Genomic DNA, 25,314 nt, shown 5'->3' with positions numbered 1-25,314 from the left:
TATGCGTGTCGGTTATCATTTTTCAGTTAGGAGGTTTTTTTAAACTTAAGGACGCAGCCCGTAACATTGTCCCGCAAGCCTCTATAGGTTTGCGCTAGGCGGGCGGATATACGGAGAGGCACTTCATTCACCAGACCTATCTGACCGACCCGCAAGGTAAAATTAAAAATCCGCAAGGTATAATTAAAATATGTTTTGGGAACAGATAAAAAGACACTGCGATGCTGGGTCTGCACACCAATTTCTCCTCCACTTCAACGTCCAAGACCTGTTACATGACGATGTGTACGGCTACTTGCCGACTACAGAATATCTCATGGAGCAACTCAGTCTGTCGGGTTGTGAACTCGTCCTGGGATATAATACATCACAAGGCATTGATTTGCCTAATATTCGGCGGTGGCAAGCGACCCAAAAAATGCTGAACATTGCCCCGAAGTACGAGAAAACCGGTGTCTTTCATTTTCAAAGTATAGCGACATGGCTTCAGACCTTTCGACGTTTTCCGGAAGCAGAAGACGCACACCTTACTGAGCATGAAATAGATCCACAGATTGCACGCAGAAGAATTAATGCCACTTTGGCGTTCGATAAGCCGCATGAAGACCCGTTCATGCATATAGATCCTGCCCCTTCGGAGGAGTTGCAGGAAAGATTGAAACATCTTTTGCAGCAAGACAAGGCGAGAGTCGGCTTGGTTATCAACTTCTTGGAGCAACTCGCCCCAAACGCCCCTTCGTTGAGCAGTGCCTCCAATGATGACCTGCAACGCTTTTTCAATCAGATGCAGCATTGGGCATCCGACTTGGAGATCCGAAAGCGTAAACACATCATTCTACTTCTTACCCATAACACCTATGACATTCATCCGAATCTCACCGTGAATCCGGAGATTCCGCTGATAGAAATTCCGTTTCCAGACTACGATCAACGCCGCCACTTTATTGAATATCTCCACAACATCTCGGATCCGATGTCGCAAATGCGGGTAACCCTTGGAAACGAGCACGACAGAGAGTCCCTTGCCCGCGAGACAATAGGACTGAACCTTTTCGGCATTCACGATGTTGTGAAACAGGCAGAATCTGCAGGACAGCAGACGGGCGGAGAACCGCTTGTGAGATACCGAAGGGAGAGCATTAAGGCTTTCAGCCATGGCGTCCTCGAACTCGGTGAAACCTACACGCATGCTTCGGATGATGGCTGGTATGTGATGTCAACAATTAAGGATATTGCAGAAGGGATGAGAAACCGAGATCTGCGTCGTGTGCCGCGGGGTATGCTCTTCCTGGGACCTCCCGGCACCGGTAAGGTCTACTTCGCGAAGGGACTTGCAGGCGAGGCGGACATGACGTTTGTCCAACTCCGATACGCCAGTCAGGTCGGCGAGATAGCGGTAAACATCAATGAAAATGGGAACACTTATGAGCGGAACTTAAATGCTGCTCTTAATTTTATCCGAGGGATTTCACCCACGGTTGTCTTTATGGATGAAATTGAACAGGCATCGCCACGCACAGCGAGGCATCCAGAAGAACAGCAGCCCTTCCCCCAGAACCTCGTGAACGCTATCAGCGATCCTTCTTTGCACGGGAGAGTGATATGGATCGGCGCATCAAGCCGTCCAGACCTGATGCCGCAGATTTTTCGACGATACGGCATTTTCGACACTAAATTAATTCTGTTACCGCCAAATGCTGAAGGCAGGATAGAGATTTTAAAGATATTCTGTCAAGGACAAGTCTCCGATCCATTTGACTTCCGCGGGCTTGTTGGAGATTCAGCAACGGATGGGTTGACTGCACGGGACCTTTCCTTGATTGTTCAACGTGCGAGTAACATCGCAAAACGCGAAGGACGCGATACCTTCACTGAAACCGAACTCCGTCAAGCATTGGATGACTTCATACCTGACTACTCACCGGAGATGCAGCTTTTCATGGGATTGTTAGCGTTACGGGAGGCGAATTCTCGGAACATGATCCCAGAAGCACCCCTGTCGCCGCTATATCAAGAATTTGTAGATGGCAATCGGATTGATAAGACCGGAATTAATAGACGCTTAATGGAACTGAGCAGTCAACTCGGCTTGAACGCTTGACCCTTAACAGGCACAGGATTTATCTATGAAACGAATAGTGGGAAGAAAGGAGAGAGACTTCGCACCTCCAACTCTCTCCATCGAACCGCAAGGAACATTAAAAAGTTTTTCTTGACAGGTGTTTCTCTGTTTGTTATAATAACCCAAATTGTTATTTACAAAGTTTTTGGAAACCTGTAGACACTCTTCTCATTGAAAACACCTTATTTTTACCTATAGGGAGGCAATTTATGAAACTGGCTATTTGTTTATCCATCACACTACTTTTGGTAGTGACACCCTTCGCTATGTCTATCGGTCCAGCAGAGTTCCTAGATGGCTTGGTGGTGTACCACCCCTATGATGAAGGCAAGGGGGACAAAGCGGAAGATCTTAGCGGAAACGGGCATGACGGTGTCATTGACAATCCAGAATGGGTTGACGGCAAATTCGACAAGGCGTTGGAATTTGGGGGTGAAGGCAGCGATGTTTTTGTCACCGTTGAAAGCACTCCCGAACTGAATGTGGATGAAATGACGTTTATGGCGTGGGTTAACGCCGAGCACTGGAACGGCACCCGCCAGATTGTCGGTAAATCCGTTCACGGCGGATGCGGTGGTAGGGTTCAATACGGATTGTTCAGTGAAGGTGGCACCTTCAAACTCCGTTTTGAAACCGAAGCGGGTCGCAATGATATTTCGACCGGTCTGCCTGACACCGAGAAATTTATCCATATCGCTTTCACCAACGACACCAAGAAGGGCAAAATCTACATTGATGGTAAGGAAGAAGCTGAAGGGGATGTCCCCGGCAAACTTGCAGCCAACGATGATCCGTGGCGGATTGGACAGGATTGCGAACGTCTTAATTACGTCTTTGCCGGAATTATTGACGAAGTCCGTCTCTGGAATCGCGCACTGAGCGAGGATGAGATCAATACGTTCATGGAACAGGGTGTAGATGCCCTTGCTGTTGAAGCAGCGGGGAAACTCTCTACAACCTGGGGTCGCCTGAAAGCAGGACGTTAACACTGAATTTTTTCAATGGGCGAGGTTTCCGAACCTTGCCCTACCAACTAAAAAATGTCCGAAACTTCACAAACAATTTCATGTAGAAATTGCAATGCACAGATCGCGGTAGAGACCTTCACAAACAATTTCAAGGTCTGCCCACACTGCGATTACCATCACTACATGAGTGCGCATGAGCGGCTCAACCTCATTATAGATGCGGATAGTTTTGAAGAATACGATGCCCATCTTTACTCTATTGATTCGCTGGAATTCCCAGAATACCCACAAAAACTCGAAAGAGATGTCGCAAAAACGGGACTCAGATCGGAGATGCTCTCCGGCATAGCGAATATCGGTGGCTATCCGACTGCTCTTGCGATTGGCGATGTCGGATTTATAGGCGGCACCTGTGGCTCTGTCATCGGTGAAAAGGTTACCCGATGTATTGAACGCGCCCTTGAAAATCAGTTGCCATTAGTGATTGTCTCCGTGAGTGGAGGGATGCGGATGCAAGAAGGCACGCTCGCCTTGATGCAGATGGCGAAAACCGCTGCCGCTTGTGCGGAGTATGCCAAATCGGGAGTCTTTTATATTTCGGTTGTCACGGATCCAACGTTCGGCGGTGCGACTGCCAGTTATACATCTCTCGGTGATGTAATCGTTGCTGAACCGGGGGCTCGGATCGGCTTTGCGGGTCCGTTAGCCGTTGCCAGTCTCCGCGAGGAACTCCCGGAAAACTTCCAAAAAGCAGAATCGTTACTGGAACATGGATTCATCGATTCGGTCGTTCACCGGTCGGATATGCGTCAGATGCTGATAGACCTAATCGCCTTCGCCGCCTAATGTATGTATCTGTCTTCTCACTTTTTCCCGTCCGAAAAATAGAATGTGTACCTTATACCGCGTAAACGGACGGATTGATAAGATATGAAACCGCAGTTAACATAAGACGTTAATCAAAGTGTATAATAGTGACATAAATGTAATGGACGCGATTCAGTCGCGACGTAACTCGAACTTCCAACTTGCCTCCGATACAAGGCAGCAAAGCCCGAGTTGACGGTTCGAATCTGCCCGAAATATTGTCCCGCAAACCTCCATAGGAAACCTGCGCAAGGAGGGCAGCCCAGGAGCAATAGTAAAAAAAATGCCAAAGTCACTCGTCGTTGTTGAATCGCCGGCGAAAGCGAAGACTATCAAAAAGATTTTAGGTAGGGATTACATCGTTGAATCCTCCGTTGGACATATCCGGGACCTCCCTCCGAAGGAACTGGGTGTCGATATTGAGAATGCCTTTGCTCCGAAGTATGTCTTGATTCGGGGAAAAGGGAAGGTCGTGAAATCCCTCCAAAGCGAAGCGCGTAAGGTTGACAGTATCTATCTCGCTGCGGATCCAGATCGCGAAGGTGAAGCGATCTGCTGGCATCTTTTTGAGGAACTGAAAAAGATAAAGAAGCCGATCCACCGGATTACCTACAACGAAGTCACCAAAAACGCAATTTTAGAAGCAATTGAAAAACCGGGCACCATTGATATGGCACTCGTTGATGCGCAACAGGCGCGTCGTGTCTTGGATAGGCTCGTTGGATACCAGATTAGTCCTATCTTGTGGCGTAGTGTGAAACCGGGTCTCAGTGCCGGGAGAGTTCAATCCGTTGCAGTGCGCCTGATTTGTGAGCGTGAAGCAGAAATCGAGGCGTTTAAATCAGAAGAATACTGGACACTCACAGCAACATTGACACCGACGAAGGTCCAGCATCTCTTCCCCGCAAAGTTACATAAAATTGGGAAAAAGAAGGGTGAAATCAATAATTATGGGTTCCATATAGACGAAACGCGCGCCAAAGAACTGGCGGCGGACGCACAAACACAGACATATCTCGTTGAAAAAGTCCAAAAGCGGGAACGGAAACAGAGACCCGTCCCACCGTTTATCACAAGTACCTTACAACAGGAAGCGTCTCGAAAACTCCGTTTTGTTGCCAAAAAGACGATGCTTATTGCCCAACAGCTCTATGAGGGATTGGAAATCGGCAGCGAAGGATCCGTTGGGCTCATTACATACATGCGGACCGATTCGACACGTGTTGCTCAGGAAGCCCTCCAAGCAACGCGAGCGTATATCAAAGAAACTTATGGTGCAGAATATTTACCCAATCGTGCTGTTAATTACCGGAGCAAAAAAGGGGCGCAAGATGCCCACGAAGCGATCCGCCCAACCTTGCCGTTGCGAACTCCCGCAGATTTGAAGCCATATTTGAGTAAAGATCAGTATCGACTTTATGAACTCATTTGGATGCGGTTTATAGCGAGTCAGATGAATCCAGCGATTTTTGATGGCACAACAATTGACATCCAAGCAGGCACTTATCTGTTCCGTGCCACCGGCTCAGTGATGAAATTTCGAGGATTCAGGCGCGTCTATATGGAAGGTAAAGATGATCCCGCTGCCGATGAACGTGAGTCGGGCGAAGAGAATGTCAATTTGCCCGACGTTAAAGAAGGGGACACACTGGATTTACGTAAATTAGAACCGAAGCAGCATTTTACGCAACCTCCTCCCCGTTACAGTGAAGCCACGCTTGTGAAAATGCTGGAAGCGAAGGAGGTCGGACGTCCGAGTACCTACGCCTCTATTCTATCAACAATTCAGGATAGAGGTTATGTCACCAAAGAACGCGGCAGGCTCACGCCTACAGATGTCGGAAGACTCGTTAACGAACTCCTGAAACATGGATTTCCCAACATCGTCGACGTTGAATTCACAGCAAAAATGGAAGAGCAGCTTGATGTCATCGCTGATGGCAAAGTTAAGTGGGTAGAAACATTAGGACAGTTTTATCCTCCATTCCAAACTGCACTCAAGGAAGCCCCGGATAGGATGTATGAAGCCCGAAAGGCGATGGAAAAGCAATCGGACGAAAAGTGTGAAAAGTGCGGGGACAACATGATTATCAAGTGGGGCAGATATGGACGGTTCCTCGGCTGTGCTAATTATCCAGAATGTCGGAATATCAAGCGTTTAACAACTGCGGATGACGCTTCTACTGCGGAACCGGAGCCGACCGATATCGCGTGCGACAAGTGTGATAAGCCGATGGTTGTGAGAGTTAGCCGTGCGGGTGCCAAATTTTTGTCGTGTAGTGGATACCCAAAATGCAAAAATGCAAAGCCGATTCCAATGGGAGTCGACTGCCCGGAGGCTAATTGTGATGGCTACATTGGTGAACGCCGCAGCCGACGTGGGAAGGTCTTTTATGGTTGCAGCAACTATCCGAAATGTGAATTCTCGACGTGGGATAAACCTGTGTCAATACCTTGTCCGAAATGCAACGCGCCCTTCCTCGTTGAGAAGACAGCAAAGTCAAAAGGGAGTGAAAGCGTAACCACGCGCCTCGTCTGTCACACAGCAGATTGTGATTATACAAAAACAGAGGAAAAATGATACAGTTACACCAGGTCAGTTTCAGTTATGGTGAACTTAGTGTGCTTGAGAAGGTAAGCCTTCGCGTGGAACGCGGCGAATTCGTGTTTCTCGTGGGTCCAAGTGGCTCTGGCAAGACAACATTACTCCGCCTATTATACGCGGATTTAGATCCAGTAGGCGGTGACCTGAGTGTGGTTGGACAACAACTTGCGCAGTTGGATAAAGTGAGGCTACCCTACTTTCGGCAAAAGATAGGGCTCGTCTTTCAAGACTTCAAGTTCTTAGAAAACAAAACAGTTCGAGAGAATTTGGCACTGCCACAGCGATTAATAGGGACCCCAACGCAACTGATTAAGGAAAATGTCGATAAACTCCTGAATCAGATGGGACTCTATCACCATCACAAAGCACTGCCATCAGAAATATCTGGCAACGAGCGACGCCGCCTTGCTATAGCGAGAGCAATTATCAACAATCCTTTGTTACTCCTTGCGGATGCCCCAACAGAAGGCTTAGATTTACGCCTTTCGCTTGAAGTGATATCACTTCTTAATGCGCTTAACTTTCAGGGGATGACTATCTTTGTCTCCACGAGTGACCGAACACTCGCCGAGAAATGTAATAAGCGGATTATTGAACTACGAGATGGCGGCATCCATTGAATAGTCAACCGATAACTATAAAAAATGCGTTATCATCTTAAGAATGCCATATCCCATATAGCCCGTGCCGGCAGTGCAAGTGTACTGAGTTTCTTTGGCATCGGTTTCATCACTGTTTTACTTGCTACCTTACTGTTAAAACATTCATTTATACTACGGCAGTCTGAGTTTAAAAGTCATGCCCCCACCCTAATCGCGTTTCTAAAAGACACTGTTGATGAATCAGCCGGGCGCACCCTGGTGAGCCAAATAGAAAAAAATGGGCAGGTACTCGCCGTCAATTACGCTTCAAAGGCAGAAAGCCTTGCCCGCGGTGAAATCCAATTCCAAGATTTGGGTATCCTCATTAAGGAGGCATTCGCAGAAAATAGAGGCGTAAATCCATTTCCAGCATCCCTCAAAATTTATGTGGACGAAGACTTGATAACGCGTAAAACTTTAGAGCAGATTGCGTTGGATATTAAAGCCCACGGTGAAATTGAGGATGTGCTCTTGACAGGACAGGGGCAGTTGAAGGATCATCTACGCGATTCAGAACGGACGACTCTGGTCGCCATTGGAATAGCAGTTGCCATTATTTGGTTTATTATCGGTTCTGTTATCAAGAAAACAGCGATTGCCCGTGGAGAGGAGATAGTCCTTATGAAACTCCTCGGCATGTCGCGTCATTATCTCCTCACCCCCTTTGTTGTTCACGGAATTTTCCTTGGCAGTCTTGGTGCATTGTGTGGACTTGGTTGCTTTTACGGAATGTTTTATATTTTCAAACCACAATTAGGGGCGGTCGATTTTCTTACTATCTATCAGTCTATTCTAATTGTTGTCGGCGAAATGGCAATTGGGTGCCTTGCCGGTTTTGCCGCGCAGCGGAAGTTGGTATAGTAACCTACGCCTATCAGATAAGCACGCAGACATGTGGTAGCCTTCAAAAATACGCAGAAATACCGGATTTAGTCTGGGAATAGGCTAAATCTGTTCCTTGTATTACATTTCCGTAGCACCAGAACGGATGCGCGTGTGGCATCCGAGGACAACGTGTGGACTTGCGGGACAATGTATTACATTGCAAAGACCCCAAGCAAAAACACGCAGGGTTTTTGCTTGGGTGTTTCCCCTAGATATACGGAGAGGCACTTCATGCATCAAACCCACCTAACCGAACCGCAAGGAAAATTAAAAATATGACAAATCGGGAGATTAGTGCTATATTCCAAGCTATCGGATCCCTCCTACAAATTCGCGGTGAAAATGACTTTCGGGCTCGAATTTATGAACGAGCAGCAACTATCATTGAAAAATTTCCCGATGAATTGGTTTCCAAAGATTCCCAACACAGGACACCGGGATATAACAGAGAAGCAGTAGAAAGACTTCGCGCCACCCCCGGTATAGGGAAAGCCATCGAAGACAAGACCGTTGAAATGTTGGAAACCGGACGTTGCAAATTCTATGACGAACTCACCGCAGAAATGGGAGCAGACATCCTTGAATTGCTCAATCTCCGAGGGGTTGGTGTAAAAACCGCCGGGAGGCTCTATCGAGACTATGGCGTCAAAAACCTTGATGATCTCTCGGAATTGATCGAGAGCGGACAAATGAGAAACATACAAGGTATAGGACAAAACTCGATCCGGATGATCACTGAAAGTCTGGCGTTTCAGGTAGAACAGAGGAACAAACGTCCGCTATGGCACATTTTACCCCCCACTCAAGACCTTTTCGACCATCTGACGCACTTGATAGATAGCGAAAACTGGATAAAACGTTACCAATGGACAGGTGATTTACGGCGGTATGAAGAGATATGCCACAGCGTCGCGTTGATTGTTGAATGTGAAGACGAAGGAACGTTTCAGTTTGACAGTGGTCCCGTGCCTGCGCCGCTACAAGCACTGCTGGAGCCTTTAAACACTATTAAAACGCCGCAGACCCCGATTGTTTTCAAAACAGACAGTCAAACTCAGTACCTATATGACAACGACACGTCTAAATTTTACAAAAGACCGACCGAAGAAAGTCAACACGACCGAACAGGGGACGTGCGTGACACGCTCCCTGTGATTCAATTTTATATTGATAGAGATTTTCCGGTATCTGTCTATCTATGTACTGCTGCCACATACGAGGCGACTCTTTTCCTGACAACTGCGACAGACGCGCACCTTGACGCACTTTCTGACGAAAGTTTTCTGGAGCCCCCTGGTTTTTGGCATGAAGCGCGGGACATGACGGAAGAGAAAATATACGAAAAACTTGGGCTCTCCTATATTCCAGCGGAACTTCGACAGGACGGTGCCTCGGTGGCAGCGGCAAAAGAAGGTACTTTGCCAAAACTCATTGAGTTTACCGATTTACGAGGTGACTTACACGCACATACCGATTGGAGTGATGGACGACATACCCTCGAAGATATGGTCGCAGCGGCAAAAACAGCGGGACTTGAATACTTGGCTATCACTGACCATTCTGCCTCCTCTGTCATAGCAAATGGCTTGAAGCGGCAGCGACTTCTGGAACAGGTGGAACGCGTTCGTGAATTGGATGCAGAAGTTGCGGATATCACAATCCTCGCAGGTTCTGAGGTAGATATCCGAGAGCATGGCGATCTGGATTATCGTGCTAAAACTTTAGAACAACTTGACATTGTTGTCGCAAGCGTTCATAGTCATTTCTCGCTATCGGAAGCGGAAATGACGCGGCGTATCGTTCGAGCGATCGAAAATCCTTTTGTCAACATCATCGGTCATCCGACAGGCAGACTGCTCGGACGTAGACCGATGTATCGAGTGAATCTTGAAGAGATTATTGAAGCCGCTGCGGAGAATAAAACGGTTTTGGAGATTAACGGCGCGCCGAACCGATTGGATCTTGACCCTGAATTCGTGCGTATGGCAAAAAAAGCGGGGGTACTCTTAGCAGTCAACACGGATGCGCATGCCATCGAGCAACTCGCGCACCGTCAATCCGGATTGAATGTCGCCCGGCGCGGATGGTTGACAAAAGCCGAAGTCATCAACACATACCCTCTGGAAAAATTGCGTCGGGTCTGTGGAATTGGTAATACAACGCCCAAATAATTATCTGTAGGCGGCTCTTCCGATTTCCGACTTCTCACTTCCGTATCAACAATTTCCGCGTCGTGAGGATCGAGCATGAATTGTTTACTCTAAAGCCGCGAGTTGAGTCAAATGCCAATTCGGATCCGCTAACGCTTCGTAGACAACACCACCCTCCACGTTATTAGGCATCGGAAGTCCCAGTAGATAGCAGAGCGTCGGTGCGACATCAACAACGCGAACCTGTCGCTGCAATGCGCCTCCTTGTCGGACCCCAGCACCTGAAAGAATAAATGTAGAGTGTTGCCCGCCGATACCGAAACTCACAGAGGGTAACTGCTTGCCGTGTGCACCATCGAACTCCGGTCGAAGGGCATAGACAACATCACCGACCAAATCTCCGTGTAAGTTAAACATCTCCGCATCTGCTCGTGTCACAGCCAATGTAAAGGGATGTCGTCCGGTCTTTTCGTCCTTATAGGTATGCAATGCAGCGATGAGTTCACGTTGCGTTGCTTCATAGTCCTCAGGGGCAACGATTCCATCCGGTTCACGTCCGGCTAAGTTGATAAAGATATGCACTAATCCAACATTGACTGCCCGCGTCTTTGTCCAGTCTATCGCCCGGTTTCCATCTTTAACGATGAACCCGGTTTCCTCAAGTACCTCTTCGATGTCTATGGCACGGAATTGGTTAGGTGTGCCGCCGTGGTCGGAACAGACAAGAATTACAGTATCTTCATCGGCTTGTTCCATGAGTCGTCCAATCATCTGATCCACAGATTGGTATGTTCGTCGTAATCCCTCACGACACCGGTGAATTGTTTCTGGTGCTGCGCCGCTGATTTCATCTGCTTGACTGAGGAAGAAATGGCTGGCGTAGTCCGGGGCATGGCTTTCTACCATTAGAACATCCCAATCGTTGTTTTCGGAAACCAGATACGTTGCGACATCCGCGAGCCGTTGATGGTGATAGTCAAGCACCTCGAAATAGGTCTCATCGTCCATTTGTCCGAGTGCATCACGCGCCGGATTTTGAAGGAATGAACCGATTTCAGTGTCAATTGTGGTGGCGATTGTATCTGGAACGGTGTACCCTTTTCTGGGCCAAATTTGTGGGACGAAGAGTTCAAAAGCGTCTGCCGTTTCGGTGAGCGTCACGAGTTTCATTCGCACGTAACCTTCCACATCAGCCGCATCAATTTCAAAAGTATCCAGCCACCACTCGCTCCATTCACCGACCCCCAGATCCGCAACGGCATCGTCTCCAGACCGACTCCGACAGATCCGCACTCGATCATAACCTTTATCGCCAGAGGCGTAAATCAACCCGTAAAACGGTTTGGGAATACGTGTTTCATCGGAAGCCTCACCTTCGGAATAGATGGAGGGCATCACATCTTCTCTGCCACGCGCCAAGGGTCGAATTGTGAGGACGACCTCCCGCGCTGGTTCCGTGGAATCGGGCAAAGCCGCCCATTCCCCATCTTCAATCGGTTCAATAGTGACGGGATCAATGTGCTGAACCCCCTGTAAGGCACTCGGATCAAGCGTCTCAGGGTCCCGCTGTCCCCCGATAGGACGTGCCGCCCATTTTCCTGCGACAAAGAGATGATACCCAGCAACCTGATGGTGGTTCGAGACCCCTGGGCCCGTCCCTTCAACCTGAATGCCCGTCGTGACGGTGGGGGGCCAAGACATTTCCCATTTCACCAGAATCGGTTTCCCACCTACCCGTTCTACGAGGTTCCAGAGGTATTCGGATTGACACAAGCCGGTATTAATACCCCACACCGTTTTATCAAGGCGATCTCCTACGGCACGGATGTTAAAGTCCATCACCTTATGTGTACCGGGCCATGAACCCGTAGAGAGTGCCGTCCACCCTGGCGGTGTCAATGTCGGAAATACCCCGATCATGGGTCGGTAAACGCCTGTTTGCAGCAATTTCGCCATATTCGGGGTGTGTCCCCAATCAATCATATTCTTGACCAGTTCCATGCTCGCGCCATCCATCCCGATAATAATTGCCCGTTTTGCAGGAGCGAGTTGTGCACGTTTTGCCATAAAAACTCCTTTTATTTAACGCTCTCCCCAACCTCAAAGGTTGGGAATTCATTCTGCAAGGTTCAGCAACTTTCAGGGGTTATCCCTACAAAGGACCCCCCACCAACGCTGGCAAGGTGTTTTTGGTGAGGTGTTTCCCCTAGTATCCTCGCCTTCCCGTAATGTTGAAATAATTGTGAACTTTACCATATTATGCCCAAAACGACTTAATCAACGATACGATCGCTGCGAGTGCCGAGCCCAACGCTATCCAAATAGCAGTCTTTACGTCTTGGTTCGATGTTGCTTCCTGTCTTCCTTCAAATTTACCCCGAATCCATCTAACATCACCGTGAAGATTAGTTACGTCTTTTTCTACAGCTGCTAACCTACTATTTAGTCTCTCGTTCACTTGTTCCATTCTGCCTTCTACGCGTTCTATTTTGTCTTCCACGCGCTCTATTTTGTCTTCTATGCGTTCGGTCGTGCGCTTGAGGTCCGTAATGGCACTTAATACTCGTTCTCTGAAATCTTGCTCCGACATGTTTTCGTCCTCCTTTACTGTGTCTATTATCGCATAGAAAACAGAAAAAGTCAAATCTGTCTGTTATGGGACACGTTGAATATAGATGTCGTAATCTGCCCCGCGCGCATCGCTCCAGACGACGATTGCCGCATCACCATCTGTAGATACAGCTTGGGGGGTAATTTGCTCTTTCGGTGCCTGACAGACAGGGATACCGTTGGTTTCCCAAAACGGCTTCCCATCGGCATCAAGCCGTTGCACGTAGATTGCATCCTCTGTCGAATCCCCGAAATCTTCGCGATAATCCAGCCAATAGACGATAACTTCTCCAACCTTACCAGTCGGAACAAGTTGGGGGAGACGTTGAACCCCTGCCCCGGTGCAAACAGGCACACCCGCCTCTTGGAACTGCGAATCTTCGTCGATCCACAACCTCTCGCCATTTCCGTTGATACGTTGGGCATAGATGTCCGCGAAAATATCTCGCTCGTCCCACCATGCGACGATGAAACCGCCACTCCCGTCAGGAACACAATAGGGTTGTTGTTGGTTGATAGGCAATTCACAGATTGGAATGCCGTCCTTTTCCCATAGGACGTGTCCTTCAGCGGTTATGCGTTGCGCGTATAGTTGCGCAGTCGTATAAAAATTCGGGTCATTGCGATAGTCCGACCAGACGAAGAATACACCGCCACTCGCATCGTTAACAGCAACCGGCGCGCCTTGGTTCCCGGTCGCGGTACAGACGGGAACTGGCTCCTCGGCGGAATCCCACATCTGATGCCCCTCTGCTGACAACCGTTGTGCGAAAATGTTCCAGTCTGGAGTGCTGATGTCCCACCATGCGAAAATAGCACCCCCTTGTCCATCGGCGACGAGAACCGGATCATACTGATCACCATTGCCTCTATAAACAGGCACACCGTTCGCTTCCCACAATGGGTTTCCAGCGCTGTCGATTCTTTGGGCGTAAATATCTTGATTTCCGTTCCGCCAATCCTCCCATACAACAATTACGCCCCCTTTACCGTCAGCGATAGCATTCAAATCATCTTGCAACGTAGGATGCGTACAGACAGGTATACCTTCGGGATCCCACACTTTGTTTCCGTTACCGTCAATACGCTGTGCGTAACTGTCCTGATTACCGTGACGGGTATCCCCCCAAACGAGGATGGCGCCTCCCTCGTTATCGTTGACAATGAGGGGCCAACTTTGCGAAGACGGTAGATCACAAATTGGGATACCATCCACCTCCCACTGAACGTCACCGGTCGCGCTGATGCGTTGTGCAAAAATATCACGGTTCGCGTGCCGGGCATCACTCCACGCCACGATAGCACCCCCTTGCCCGTCCGTAACGAGGACAGGAAAGTGTTGTTCATTCTGTGCTGTGCATAATGGAAGATTTTCTGTCGCTGAGGATGACCATTCCGCGCTTGCCGCGTCTATTACAATAAGCACAGAAAGGAGAGTGAAAAGATTTTTAATTTGTGGACTCCATTTCATTCTTTTCCTGAAACCAAACTTGTAGCTTGCAACAACGGCGCAAGCGGGTCTACGGAGACGCACTTCAGTCATCAAACCCATCTGACCGAACCGCAAGGTATAATTAAAAATCGGTTCCGCTTCGACTGGGTTCGGGAATTTTGACGTTCCTTTCCTTAAACCAAACCTATAGTCTGCAACAACGGCGCAGGGTTTTTGATAGAGGTCTTTGCTTGGGGTTTTTGATAGGGTGTTTCTGCGTATTTCTTCAGATTTGAGAACGACACGTCAAAGTTCCAAACACACGGCGTTCAACCGCAAGGAAAAATTAAAAATCAGATGAGTAACTCGTCTCCGATTGGAAAGAACTGGTCGGCGATTTGTTGTAAATCCATGGAGGTATTATGCTCAAAAGCGACGACCTCCACACGCTTATTCTGTTGTTTGATAAGCTCAGCAAGCGGACAAAAATCGCCATCACCGCTTGCCAAAATGACGACATCCAATGAACCGAGCATTGAAACGACATCCACTGCAATGCCGACATCCCAATCCCCCTTTGCAGACCCGTCGCCGCGCAGACGCAAGTCTTTGCTCTTAATCGTATAACCGTTGTGCTCAAGAAGGGACAGGAAACTGGATTGGTTGATTTCGGGTATCTGGACGACATAGGCGTAGGCTACCATGAGATACCGGGGTCCGACGATCAGATCGAGGAGTTTGATATAATCGACCCTGCGTCCAAATCGATCCTTAGCGGCATAAAACATGTTTTGGACATCAACAAACACACCAACACGGGGTTGCTCCGTCGTTAGATTGTAGGGACCCTGACCTTCCACGGCTTCTTGCGTATCCAGATAAGCGAGCGTTTGACGAATCTGATTCAAGGCACCGCGTGCCGCCTGATGGCTGTTTTCCAGAATATCGAAATGGTTGTCAAGCGTTGTTTGAAAGTCTTCGAGGCCTTGATGCCCTTTGTAGACTGCCTCCTCAACCAACTTGAGATCGGTAGTGAAGTTCTCCTTGGCTGCCTTAATCTGTTCATATTCTCTGAGTTGTTCTGTCATCTGGTCCTTTTCAGCAAGGAGGCGTTCATGTTCGGCGGTAAGGTGTTGTAGTTCAGCGGTGTCTTCAATATATTGTGCAACCTGTTCACGAAGTATGTGATTTTCCTGTTCAAGAGCCTTCAATCGTTTTTCGTTTCCATGAACTTCCTCTGCTTTCGTTTTTAATCCCTTGTTTTCCTCTAATAGAAGGGCGCGTTGTTGCTCTAACCGGTTATGTTTTTGCTCAAGCGAGGTATAGTCTGCTTTCGAATCCGCCAGTTGTCGTTCAAGATGCTCAAGGTCTTGGTCAGATGCGTCTGCGTGTTGCAGTCCACTTTCCGGGTCGTAAATGGGCTGAGCTTCGATGCTTTCCATTGGATCCATAGCATGGACGTTTCCGCTTCCATTTGTATGCGCCACTTCTATAGATTCGTATGTTGTGTTGAGGAGTTTATAGCCGTGTTCAACGACTGCGGTCCGCTGGTCAGTGAGAAGTGCCCAGACGACTTCGCCAAAATCGCCGCCTTCTATGAGGACATCAGACGTTTTGAAAAACGTTTCGATTTCCGAGATTTCCATATACCCGACTCGGGAGATCGCAGCTTGTGCTTTTTCAGTAAGAAATTGGCCGACTAATGAAGTTTCTGGATTTTTTAGTTCAGATTTTGTTGTGCCAACGACCTCCAAAAACACATCGGCTAAATTTACGAGTAATTCTCGTCTTGATAAGGCATACAACCGGTCCACATCGAGAACGATGCCAGTAGAGGCACTCAATTGAAAAATTTCTCTTTCATTTAAAAGTAGGTCGAGAAACCACGTGAGTTGGTCGCGCTGTATATGAAATCTTAGGTCTGGATTTGACATTATTATACTCCGATTTTTAATTTTACCTTATTAAAAATTAAATTTTGATAATTTTTTCCTGTCCTTTCTTGACACCGCGCGTTGCATTGCGTGTGTCAACAATCAGTTGGGCATGTGTGACGAGCCAGTTGTAGTCTATAGCAGTATGATCGGTTAGGACGACAACACAATCAACACTTTCTACAAGAGCTGCTGTTAGCGGTTCTGAGTGATAGATTTCTGTATCATCAAGAGACAAGTCTTTTATATAGGGGTCATGATATAGGAATTCCGCTTTTTTGTCAAGAATTAAACGAATTACTTCAAGTGCGGGCGATTCGCGAATGTCGCCGATGTCCTTTTTATAAGCGATTCCTAAGATTAATAGTTTCGCTCCATTCAAGGGTTTACGTTGAAGATTCAGGGCGTGGATGATTTTGTCTAACACGTATTTCGGCATCTCACTGTTAATTTCGGTAGCGAGCTCAATAAATCGAGCGTGATACTGATACATCTGTGCTTTCCAAGAGAGATAATGCGGGTCAATTGGAATACAGTGTCCACCCAGCCCGGGACCTGGATAGAACGGCATAAATCCGAACGGTTTTGTCGCAGCGGCATCAATGATTTCCCACACATCAAGCTCCATCCGGTCACAGATAAGCGCGACCTCATTAATTAAGCCGATGTTGACACTCCGAAACGTGTTTTCTAAGAGTTTGACCATCTCTGCTGTCCGGGGTGAAGAGACTGTGTGTGTTTTATGAATGAACTGTGCGTAGAAGGTTTTCGCGACGTGGGTGCATTGCGGCGTGACACCTCCGATAATTTTAGGGGTGTTTGTCACGGAGTAGGTACTATTCCCCGGCTCGATCCGTTCCGGTGAGTAGGCGAGATAGAAATCACGTCCTACTTGTAGGGTGCCAGGAAACTGGGCGTTGAGTTCGGGCAATACAACCTCTGCGGTAGTGCCGGGGTAGGTGGTGCTTTCGAGGATAATCAGTTGTTCGGGGTGGAGGTATTGCGCAATTTGCTGAACTGCAGCGATGATAAACTGCATGTCGGGGGTTCGGTTTTCCCCCAGAGGGGTCGGCACACAGATATTAACTGTGTCCAATTCGCGTAGCACAGAAAAGTCTGTCGTTACCTGCAGCTGCTCGGACGCAATAAGGGGGACGAGCACTGCGTTGGTCGCATCAGGAACGTCGGAGATGCCCTGTTTCAACCGTTCTATTTTTTCTGAACAGATATCGATGCCTGTAACTCGGAATCCTGCACTCGCAATCGCAACGGCAAGCGGCAGTCCGACATATCCAAGCCCGATAACACCCGAGCGAGCCGTCCGGGTTTCTATTTTTCCAAGAATCATCTTTTAATTTTACCTTGCGGTTCGGTCAGGTGGATTTGATGGATGAAGTGCCTCTCCGTATATCCGCCCTCCATTACATTACGGGCTACAGTTTCAGTTTTTCATTCTAATTTTCTATAAGCCAACGCGTTGCTGTGTAAAGGTTTGTGAAGATCCTATCAGGACGATGTCCGTTCTGATCCGCACGCCGACACGGTTTCGTCCGAATGTAGTGGTAATAACTCTCCTGTCCAAGTCCTGTTAAAACGAGAAATGCTGTGGCACCGACACGCTGTCCTACCTCAATATCTGTGGTCCAATCACCAATCAAATAGGCATTTTCCAGTTCAATGTTGTGTTCACGGGCAGCGCGCATTAACATACCCGGCTTCGGTTTGCGACACTCACATCCGGCATCGGGATGGTGTGGACAGTAATAAACGGCATCAATTGTTCCACCTGATTTTCTAATTTCGGCAACCATTCGTGAGTGAATATCCGCTAAATCTTCCTCTGAATAGAGGCCTCTCCCGATTCCTGATTGATTGGTTACCACAATAATTCGATAACCGCCTTCTGTTAATTCTCGGATCGCTTTCCGGGAATTCGGAATGAAGGTGAATTCTGCCCATTTCCGGACGTAGCCTTTATTGGGTGGATTCCGGTTGATAACACCATCTCTATCGAGAAAAATAGTCTTCATCTTTTTAATCTTTCCTTGCGGAGAAATGACATCATTTTGAATCTTTAACGCACATTCCTTAAATCCGCCTGCGCCGTTGTTGCAGGCTACGGGTCTGGTAGAAAGTTGTAAAGTGTTCTAAAATCTGTAAAGTTGCTAAGGCGTCTCTTGAAACTCGCAAACTTTAGCACACTTCGCAACCTTGAAACTTTCGTCGCGATTTAAGGTAAAATTAAAAAGCCTTGATAGTGTACAGCAGTTCCTGTGGTGTAACGGTCGCACACCCCATCTTACCGACGGCTATCCCACCTGCAAGGTTAGACAGCACCGCAGCACTACGAAATTCAGCACCGGCTGCGAGCGCGAGTGTGAAAGCGGCAACAACCGTGTCCCCTGCCCCTGTAACATCTGTCACACTGTTTGAGTGGGGTGGGAGATGCTCTGCTTTTACGATACTATCTGCCGAACGGTGAAACAGAGACATACCCTTCGCATCGCGGGTAATTAGCAACGCCTTAAGGGACAATCTGTCCAGAATTTTCTCACCAACAGCGACGAGATCGGACATATCCGTGATTTCTTCATGGACAGCAGCACTTGCTTCCTTGTGGTTCGGCGTAACGGCGGTTACACCTTTATAGTGCCAGAAGTTGTTTTGCTTCGGATCGACGATGATGGGGATACCGTAAGATTTGGCGTGTTTCATAACATCCTTGATGAGCTGAGGCGTGACGACCCCTTTATCGTAGTCAGCAAAGATAATTGCATCGCTTGTTGGCAGCTGCGCAGCGATAGTGTTCAGTAGGTGTTCTCGTATCTGCGGCGAGATTTCCTGTTTGGATTCCCTGTCAATACGGAGCAGGTGATGTCCCGAATCCCGTTCCCGATCTGGGAAGGGCATGGCGCCACGGGCAATGACGCGTGTTTTTGTGCTTGTCGGTCGCTGCGGATCCGCATAGACCCCGGTCGTAACGAGATTCGTTTCGGTTAGCATCTGGACTAACTTTTCGCCTTCCCTGTCCTCACCGATGACCCCGACCAGCGTTGCGTTGCCGCCTAAGCTGGCAACATTTTGGGCGACATTCGCTGCGCCACCACATCCGGTCTTCTCTGTCGTCGTTTCAAACACTGGAACAGGGGCTTCTGGCGAAATTCGTTTCACATCCCCCCAGACATATCTGTCCAAGATGACATCACCGATAATCACGACCCGCTTGCCTTGAAGTTGTTCAAAAACGGCTTTTAAGTTCACACCATTATATTAGCATAAATCCGCAGGTTAAAGCAATACACATTCTTTGTAATTGTAGATTTCACGATAAAGATAAATTTGCATCACGCAGTCAAATATGTTATCATATATAATGTAAATCCGAACCAAGAAAAAAGCACTTCGAAAATGTTACACTTCCACCAATTTATTTTTTTCTAACAGAACACCAGTTCCAAAAATGCTCCGAAAAGCAGACGGACCCTAAGGTTAGAGATACTGACTGCTGACCCTGCAATGTTACACTGGTGTAACATTTTAAGGCATTGACAATGGTGAAACCTATAAATAAGTAGATCTCTTTGTAGCATAAACTTTTAGTTTGTGCAAGTCCGAAATCTACCATAATCAACCCAAAACGCAAGGATGACTTCATTTGGCACGCTTAGAAGAACTCCAACCAGGTACTATTGTTAAAGGTGTATTACCCAACCAACACGTAACAGTCGTCGTCGTGCATTGGCGACGTGATGCCGCAATTGACCTTTTTTTCACAGATTCGGCTGGCAATCCGGGTGCCCAACTTCTTTTTCGTAGTAAGGAATCCGACCTTGAAATTGTCACTGCCGGTCTCCCTTGGAGCTTTGACGGAGATGGCGAAACGTTTCGACTCGTTTCTGAGGCACATCGTATTCGATTAGCACATCTATTTGACCCGTTACTTGCGGTGCATGCTTCGCAGGTTGAACCGTTACCCCACCAGATTACTGCAGTCTATGAAGATATGCTGCCCCGGCAGCCTTTGCGTTACCTTCTCGCAGACGATCCGGGTGCTGGGAAGACGATTATGACGGGGCTGTATCTTAAGGAACTCCTTGTGCGAGGTGATTTAAAACGATGCCTGATTGTATGTCCGGGTAACCTTGTGGAGCAGTGGCAGGTAGAACTCTATCAACGCTTTCACCTACCATTTGAGATTTTCACCCGCGAAAAATTTAATACCCCTCGTACTGGAAACCTGTTTCAGGAAGAAGATTTCCTTATCTGTCGGCTCGATCAACTCAGCCGAGATGACGCGTATCAAGAGAAATTGAAAGAAACCCACTGGGATATTATCGTCTGCGATGAAGCACACAAAATGTCGGCTTCAGCCACTGGCACGAAAATAAGCACTACAGCACGCTATAGACTCGGACAATTGCTTGGAAAACTCACACGCCACTTTCTCTTGCTCACCGCAACACCCCATAACGGTAAAGAGGCAGATTTCCAACTCTTTATGGCATTGCTGGATGAAGACCGTTTTGAGGGACGTTTCCGAGATGGTGTTCACGCTGTGGATACTTCTGATTTGATGCGCCGAATGGTGAAAGAAGATTTATTGAAATTTGATGGCACACGGTTATTCCCGGAACGCTATGCCTATACGATTAACTATGAACTCTCTGAACTGGAGAAGTCTCTATACGATGAAGTGACAGCGTATGTCCGTAAGGAAATGAATCGCGCTGACTTAATCAGAGGACAACGCGGTAACAGAATCGGTTTTGCACTCACGATTTTACAGCGAAGGCTTGCCTCCTCACCAGAGGCGATTTACCGCTCGATTCAACGTCGCAGGGCGCGTTTAGAGGCACTCCTGCAAGAAATGATACAGAACCGTAATGTTGATTTAGAAAATCAGGCAGGATTGACTGAGATTCCGATAAACACTGGAGAAGCAGATGAGTTCTATGATGAAACACCCGCTGAAGAAGTAGAAGCAAAAGAGGAAGAAGTCGTTGCTCGTGCTTCAGCCGCTGGGACGATTACTGAATTGCGATCAGAAATTCAGACCCTGCAACACTTAGAGACACTTGCCCAAAGGGTTCGACAAAGCGATACGGATCGGAAATGGGAAGAATTGTCCAATCTTCTACAGGGTGAAAGCGATGCCGATGCTGCTCAAGAACTGTTTGACTCACAAGGACACCGCCGCAAACTCATTATTTTCACAGAGCATCGGGACACACTCCACTATTTGACAGAGCGTATCCAAACATTGATTGGCGATACCGAGGCTATTGCTACAATTCATGGAAGTATGCGATGGGAAGAACGGAGAAAAGTACAAGAGGCGTTCATGCAAGATGCCAAGGTCCAGATTCTGGTCGCGACAGATGCCGCAGGTGAAGGTATCAACTTACAGCGTGCACATTTGATGGTGAATTACGATCTCCCTTGGAATCCAAATCGCATTGAGCAGCGGTTCGGGCGTATTCACCGAATCGGGCAGACAGAAGTGTGTAATCTCTGGAATCTCGTCGCATCAAAAACTCGTGAGGGTGAAGTGTTCAACACACTGCTTTATAAACTTGGACAGCAACGCGATGCCTTGGGCGGAGCTGTTTTTGACGTGCTCGGCAAATGTTTCACGGACACATCGCTCCGAAATCTTCTCATTGAAGCCATCCGTGAAGGCGATAAACCTGAAGTCAAAGCGCGCCTGACAGAAGTCATTGATGGCATGATAAACCAAGGGCACCTACAAGCATTGATTGATGAAAATGTTTTGACTCATGGAATAATGGACACCACTCGCCTTGGTAATATCCGTGAAGAAATGGAACGTGCGGAAGCCCGCCGTTTGCAACCGCACTTTATAGCATCCTTTTTCCGCGAGGCGTTTTCACGACTCCAAGGAAGGTTATCTGAACGCGAACCGGGACGCTATGAAATTCGTCATGTCCCCGGGGGTATCTATAATCGCGGTTTAGGGACCGGTAAGCCTATATTAGGTCAATATGATCGGATTACGTTTGAAAAGGATAAGGTGAACATTCAAGGAAAACCGCTCGCCGAGTTCGTTTGCCCTGGGCATCCACTGCTTGATGCGGCATTAAGTGCAACGTTAGAACGTCATCGGAACTTGCTTAAACAAGGAACCGTTTTGGTTGATTCAGATGAACGGAGCGACGAGGTTCGGGTCCTATTTTACCTTGAACATACGATTCAAGATGGGCGGATGCGTAGTGATGGAAGCCAACAAGTTGTCTCACGACAGATGCAATTCGTGGAAATCAACAGCGACAAAACGGTTAGCACGCCCGGATATGCTCCGTATCTTGATTACCGCCCGATAGACGAGGATGAATGGTCAGCGGTTGAACCTCTATTGGAAGCGGATTGGCTAAGCGCGGATTTGGAATCAGAAATTAAGGATTATGCTGTGGAACGCCTCGTTCCAGGGCACCTCGATGAAGTGAAAGAACACAGAGAGACTCTTGTCGAGAAAACAATGCGCGCAGTCAAGGAACGGCTTACAAAAGAGATTCACTATTGGGACAATCGGGCTTATGAATTAAGACTGCAGGAGGAATCTGGAAACAGGATGGCGAGCCTCAACGCAGCACAAGCGCGGCAACGCGCCGATGAGTTACAGGCACGACTCGAAAAGCGAATGGAGGAGTTAGAATTAGAACGCCACATCTCGCCACTGTCACCCGTTGTTATTGGTGGAGCACTTGTCATTCCGCAGCGTTTATTAGATACTTGCCTCGATCCTGAACCTCCCGTGCCCGTTACATTCTCACAAGCCGACAGAGAACGAATTGATAGACTCGCAGTTGCCGCTGTGATGGAAACAGAATGCAAACTTGGACGGAAGCCGAAAGAGATGCCTCATGAAAACCCGGGCTACGATATTGAGTCCAGAGATCCGAACACCAATCAGTTGCTGTTCATTGAAGTGAAAGGAAAATCTCCCAATTCCCCGACTGTTACTGTCTCCAAAACACAGATTTTCACCGCATTCAACAAGCCAGAGAGTTTTATCCTTGCCATTATTGAAGTAGACGGTGAAGAAGCAAAAGAACCTCGTTATATTCGACAACCGTTTGAAAAAGAACCAGACTTCAGTGCGACGAGTATAAATTATGACCTCAATAAACTGCTTGCTCGTTCTGAACCACCAAGTTAATCGGTGGATGAGACAACCGCTTGTAGCGTAAACTTTTAGTTTGCGCACGCGTAGTCTCCACAATCTAACGAGTATGTAAATATACTGGCAATTACCTGTCTGAATCGCGGATTGACGCGGATGGCACGGATTACGCGGATTTTGCCTTGCTCCTATCAAGTCAATACCTGAGGAAGCATCGGTGTTAGAAAATTGCCAACTATAGGGGTCAATTTAGAAGGAGAGGCCAATGGATAACGAATTTATCTCAATCATGACAGAGCGCATCGTGCGCGACTTCGACCCTTTGCAGATTATCCTCTTCGGTTCACAGGCACGAGGCGACGCAGATCGCGATAGCGACATAGATCTGCTCGTGGTTTTCGCGGAACTCACGGATAAACGGAAAACCGCCATTGACCTTGAGGATGCACTATCTGATGTGCCCGTGGCAAAGGACATCATTGTATCCACACCGGAAGAGCTTGAACGCAGCCGCACCCGGATCGGGTCAGTGCTGCGGTATGCCCAGCAGGAGGGTAAAGTCCTGTGGAAGAACTGGAATGTAGATGCATACCGCAATATACCCAGCAAGGAGGTAAACTCCGCCATGCAAACCACTGATCGACTCACAGACACCGCTCGCTGGCTCCGCTATGCGGAGGAAGACTTAACAACAGCTGAAACCCTTTTAAGGCAACGACACGTTCCGCCTCGCCAAGCGTGTTGGTTCGCCCAACAAGCCGCCGAAAAGGCACTTAAAGCAGCATTAATTTTCTTACAGATCGATTTTCGGAGAACGCATGACTTGAATGTTCTACGGGATCTGTTGCCTGAGAATTGGAAACCCCTCAAAACCGCGCTGCCAAACTTTCGGGACTTAAACAGATGGGCGGTCCAAGCCCGCTACCCGGAGACCGCACAAGAAGCCACGGAAACAGACGCATCCACGGCCGTTGAACATGCCCGCGCCGTCTGGACCTCCGTATCGACTGAACTCACACAACACGGTTTTCTTATGGAGAAGACTTCTTTTAGATGATATCCTTTTCACTCATGGATAGGGGCATTTAGTTTTCCTGTAGGAGGGACCTTCGATTCCCGATACATCCCTATAGAAGCGAATGTTTTGCTTGGGTGTTTCTTCCGATTTCCTTAGATCGCGATGCCTTCGCGAAAATACTCAAAAAACCGACAATTAAATGACTCTGCATGTAGAAATTACCTATACATATACTAATTAACGAGTGAAATCCATTTAAAAAGATTAGTAACCTATATCTGTAAAGGAGAATGAATGACCACAGTAAAACGGTCCGAATCCGAGAGTGAAATCAGCAAAGTTCGAGAAAAGATCCAAGAAATAGAAGATAAGACTCTAGGCGGAAACTATATTTTCCGTGGCGAGCCTAAATGCTATACAGAAGTTTCCTCAGGCCTTTGGAGAGGGTACCGACAAATATTGCGTGATGATCTTGATATTGAACGTATTCAGAGGGAAATAGTGATAAACCATGCAAGACAACATCTTGCAGGATCCATTGACAATAATGATTTGGGATTTGGGCACAGTGCTTTACAAATTCTAATCCAACTTCAGCATTATGGTGGAAAAACCAATCTGATAGATTTTACGACTGACGTTCGCGTGGCACTTTTTTTTGCTTGCGACGGCTTTCATGATGAGGTAGGTAGGGTTATCCTGCGAAAAAGAGAAGATATCGAAGGATTAGTCGAAAGCCCGTGGGAACCTAATGAACCGATGCATCGCGTCGTCGCCCAAAGTAGTATATTCGTCAGACCTAACAAAGGCTATCTTACCCCTGATCCAGATAGTATAGTTGAGATCCCGGATGCGCTAAAAGTTCCTATTTTAAAATATTTACAAAAATAACGTGAGTTTGATAAAAGTTTAGTCTTTAGAAAAGCACGGGTAAATCGTTG

17 protein-coding genes are annotated in these 25,314 nt (G+C 47.7%); 10 read left to right on the top strand and 7 right to left on the bottom strand.

Going from position 1 to position 25,314, the window contains the following annotated elements; genetic code table 11:
• Positions 1-190: 190 nt before the first annotated feature.
• The 7 genes from F4X88_20960 (at position 191) to F4X88_20930 (ending at position 10,259) form a co-directional block, all read left to right on the top strand.
• Positions 191-2,101, top strand: coding sequence for an ATP-binding protein (locus tag F4X88_20960; GenBank protein ID MYA58753.1), 1,911 nt, complete (start codon positions 191-193; stop codon positions 2,099-2,101).
• 230 nt (positions 2,102-2,331) lie between these two features.
• Positions 2,332-3,108, top strand: a complete 777-nt coding sequence (locus F4X88_20955; GenBank protein ID MYA58752.1) for a LamG domain-containing protein — start codon at positions 2,332-2,334, stop codon at positions 3,106-3,108.
• Positions 3,109-3,162: 54 nt separating this feature from the next.
• Complete coding sequence (locus F4X88_20950; protein MYA58751.1) at positions 3,163-3,936, top strand: acetyl-CoA carboxylase carboxyl transferase subunit beta; 774 nt, start codon at positions 3,163-3,165, stop codon at positions 3,934-3,936.
• A 304-nt stretch (positions 3,937-4,240) separates the two neighbouring features.
• Positions 4,241-6,538, top strand: a complete 2,298-nt coding sequence (gene topA, locus F4X88_20945; GenBank protein ID MYA58750.1) for a type I DNA topoisomerase — start codon at positions 4,241-4,243, stop codon at positions 6,536-6,538.
• A complete protein-coding gene (locus tag F4X88_20940) occupies positions 6,535-7,182 on the top strand; it encodes an ATP-binding cassette domain-containing protein (protein ID MYA58749.1) in 648 nt (215 codons plus the stop codon). Before topA ends, F4X88_20940 begins: the two co-directional genes overlap by 4 nt.
• Before the next feature lie 24 nt (positions 7,183-7,206).
• Entirely contained in the window at positions 7,207-8,064 is an 858-nt protein-coding gene (locus F4X88_20935; protein ID MYA58748.1) for a hypothetical protein, read from the top strand.
• Between the two features lie 299 nt (positions 8,065-8,363).
• Positions 8,364-10,259 (top strand): PHP domain-containing protein, encoded by a 1,896-nt coding sequence (locus tag F4X88_20930; GenBank protein ID MYA58747.1) that lies wholly within the window; start codon positions 8,364-8,366, stop codon positions 10,257-10,259.
• Between the two features lie 84 nt (positions 10,260-10,343).
• Here F4X88_20930 and F4X88_20925 read toward each other — a convergent pair whose 3' ends face one another.
• From F4X88_20925 to rfaE1, 7 genes are all read right to left on the bottom strand, one after another.
• Positions 10,344-12,305 carry a hypothetical protein gene (locus F4X88_20925; protein MYA58746.1) on the bottom strand — a complete coding sequence of 654 codons (1,962 nt, stop codon included), beginning with the start codon at positions 12,303-12,305 and terminating at the stop codon, positions 10,344-10,346.
• A 190-nt stretch (positions 12,306-12,495) separates the two neighbouring features.
• Positions 12,496-12,828: a hypothetical protein gene (locus tag F4X88_20920; GenBank protein ID MYA58745.1), complete on the bottom strand. Its 333-nt coding sequence runs from the start codon at positions 12,826-12,828 to the stop codon at positions 12,496-12,498.
• A 63-nt stretch (positions 12,829-12,891) separates the two neighbouring features.
• Positions 12,892-14,319 (bottom strand): hypothetical protein, encoded by a 1,428-nt coding sequence (locus F4X88_20915; protein ID MYA58744.1) that lies wholly within the window; start codon positions 14,317-14,319, stop codon positions 12,892-12,894.
• Positions 14,320-14,633: 314 nt separating this feature from the next.
• Positions 14,634-16,214 (bottom strand): NYN domain-containing protein, encoded by a 1,581-nt coding sequence (locus F4X88_20910; GenBank protein MYA58743.1) that lies wholly within the window; start codon positions 16,212-16,214, stop codon positions 14,634-14,636.
• Between the two features lie 37 nt (positions 16,215-16,251).
• The gene (locus F4X88_20905; protein ID MYA58742.1) at positions 16,252-17,562 is read right to left on the bottom strand and encodes a nucleotide sugar dehydrogenase; all 1,311 of its coding nucleotides are present in this window, start codon (positions 17,560-17,562) and stop codon (positions 16,252-16,254) included.
• Between the two features lie 106 nt (positions 17,563-17,668).
• Positions 17,669-18,244, bottom strand: a complete 576-nt coding sequence (gene gmhB / locus F4X88_20900) for a D-glycero-beta-D-manno-heptose 1,7-bisphosphate 7-phosphatase (GenBank protein ID MYA58741.1) — start codon at positions 18,242-18,244, stop codon at positions 17,669-17,671.
• A gap of 211 nt (positions 18,245-18,455) precedes the next feature.
• Positions 18,456-19,475: a D-glycero-beta-D-manno-heptose-7-phosphate kinase gene (gene rfaE1, locus F4X88_20895; GenBank protein ID MYA58740.1), complete on the bottom strand. Its 1,020-nt coding sequence runs from the start codon at positions 19,473-19,475 to the stop codon at positions 18,456-18,458.
• Positions 19,476-19,869: 394 nt separating this feature from the next.
• Between rfaE1 and F4X88_20890 the strand changes: the two genes are divergently transcribed.
• The 3 genes from F4X88_20890 to F4X88_20880 all read left to right on the top strand — a co-directional run bounded on the left by F4X88_20890 (position 19,870) and on the right by F4X88_20880 (position 25,264).
• A complete protein-coding gene (locus F4X88_20890; protein ID MYA58739.1) occupies positions 19,870-23,391 on the top strand; it encodes a DUF3883 domain-containing protein in 3,522 nt (1,173 codons plus the stop codon).
• Between the two features lie 229 nt (positions 23,392-23,620).
• A complete protein-coding gene (locus tag F4X88_20885; protein MYA58738.1) occupies positions 23,621-24,412 on the top strand; it encodes a HEPN domain-containing protein in 792 nt (263 codons plus the stop codon).
• A 255-nt stretch (positions 24,413-24,667) separates the two neighbouring features.
• The gene (locus F4X88_20880; GenBank protein ID MYA58737.1) at positions 24,668-25,264 is read left to right on the top strand and encodes an FRG domain-containing protein; all 597 of its coding nucleotides are present in this window, start codon (positions 24,668-24,670) and stop codon (positions 25,262-25,264) included.
• Positions 25,265-25,314 lie beyond the last annotated feature (50 nt).

It is taken from the genome of Candidatus Poribacteria bacterium, assembly GCA_009839745.1.
GTDB lineage: Bacteria > Poribacteria > WGA-4E > WGA-4E > WGA-3G > WGA-3G.
Note: the sequence above shows the minus strand (reverse complement) of the source record. Positions and strands in the feature narration are given on the sequence as shown.

Excerpts from the sequence above, each read along its gene's own strand:
- topA (MYA58750.1), top strand. The coding sequence starts at position 4,241 with ATGCCAAAGTCACTCGTCGTTGTTGAATCGCCGGCGAAAGCGAAGACT.
- F4X88_20910 (MYA58743.1), bottom strand. The coding sequence starts at position 16,214 with ATGTCAAATCCAGACCTAAGATTTCATATACAGCGCGACCAACTCACG.
- F4X88_20905 (MYA58742.1), bottom strand. The coding sequence starts at position 17,562 with ATGATTCTTGGAAAAATAGAAACCCGGACGGCTCGCTCGGGTGTTATC.
- F4X88_20955 (MYA58752.1), top strand. The coding sequence starts at position 2,332 with ATGAAACTGGCTATTTGTTTATCCATCACACTACTTTTGGTAGTGACA.
- F4X88_20880 (MYA58737.1), top strand. The coding sequence starts at position 24,668 with ATGACCACAGTAAAACGGTCCGAATCCGAGAGTGAAATCAGCAAAGTT.
- F4X88_20950 (MYA58751.1), top strand. The coding sequence starts at position 3,163 with ATGTCCGAAACTTCACAAACAATTTCATGTAGAAATTGCAATGCACAG.
- F4X88_20930 (MYA58747.1), top strand. The coding sequence starts at position 8,364 with ATGACAAATCGGGAGATTAGTGCTATATTCCAAGCTATCGGATCCCTC.
- F4X88_20935 (MYA58748.1), top strand. The coding sequence starts at position 7,207 with ATGCGTTATCATCTTAAGAATGCCATATCCCATATAGCCCGTGCCGGC.
- F4X88_20920 (MYA58745.1), bottom strand. The coding sequence starts at position 12,828 with ATGTCGGAGCAAGATTTCAGAGAACGAGTATTAAGTGCCATTACGGAC.
- F4X88_20915 (MYA58744.1), bottom strand. The coding sequence starts at position 14,319 with ATGAAATGGAGTCCACAAATTAAAAATCTTTTCACTCTCCTTTCTGTG.
- F4X88_20925 (MYA58746.1), bottom strand. The coding sequence starts at position 12,305 with ATGGCAAAACGTGCACAACTCGCTCCTGCAAAACGGGCAATTATTATC.
- gmhB (MYA58741.1), bottom strand. The coding sequence starts at position 18,244 with ATGAAGACTATTTTTCTCGATAGAGATGGTGTTATCAACCGGAATCCA.
- F4X88_20885 (MYA58738.1), top strand. The coding sequence starts at position 23,621 with ATGGATAACGAATTTATCTCAATCATGACAGAGCGCATCGTGCGCGAC.
- F4X88_20960 (MYA58753.1), top strand. The coding sequence starts at position 191 with ATGTTTTGGGAACAGATAAAAAGACACTGCGATGCTGGGTCTGCACAC.
- F4X88_20940 (MYA58749.1), top strand. The coding sequence starts at position 6,535 with ATGATACAGTTACACCAGGTCAGTTTCAGTTATGGTGAACTTAGTGTG.